The organism is Helicobacter ibis (assembly GCF_027859255.1).
Lineage (GTDB): Bacteria > Campylobacterota > Campylobacteria > Campylobacterales > Helicobacteraceae > Helicobacter_D > Helicobacter_D ibis.
On sequence record NZ_JAQHXR010000018.1, the window covers coordinates 1 to 267 of the forward strand.

Annotated in this window: 1 pseudogene; it reads left to right on the forward strand. The window is 34.5% G+C overall.

Annotated features, from left to right (window positions below):
• Nucleotides 1-267, forward strand: a pseudogene (locus PF021_RS08550) (disulfide bond formation protein B); the annotation flags it as partial.

The following is a 267-nucleotide window of genomic DNA, read 5'->3' on the forward strand; positions in this document are numbered from 1 at the left end:
TACTTATTTTTGGGCTGAAGTGGTATTTTGGGCTGTGGTTTTATTGCTTGGTGTTATTTTTGCTTTTGCTCCAAAATTTGGCTCATTTGAAAAAGAAATGGAAGGCGCAAGCTTTAGAAAATTAACTAAATTTAACTTAGCTGCTATGGTTATTGTTGCTTTTATTGTAGCTTCAAATGTATTTCAAGCTTTCGTAAGCACTGGTCCTATTCCATATAGTGGACAAGGCGATCCAGTTCGCTTTAGTTTAAATCCAAAATACATCAT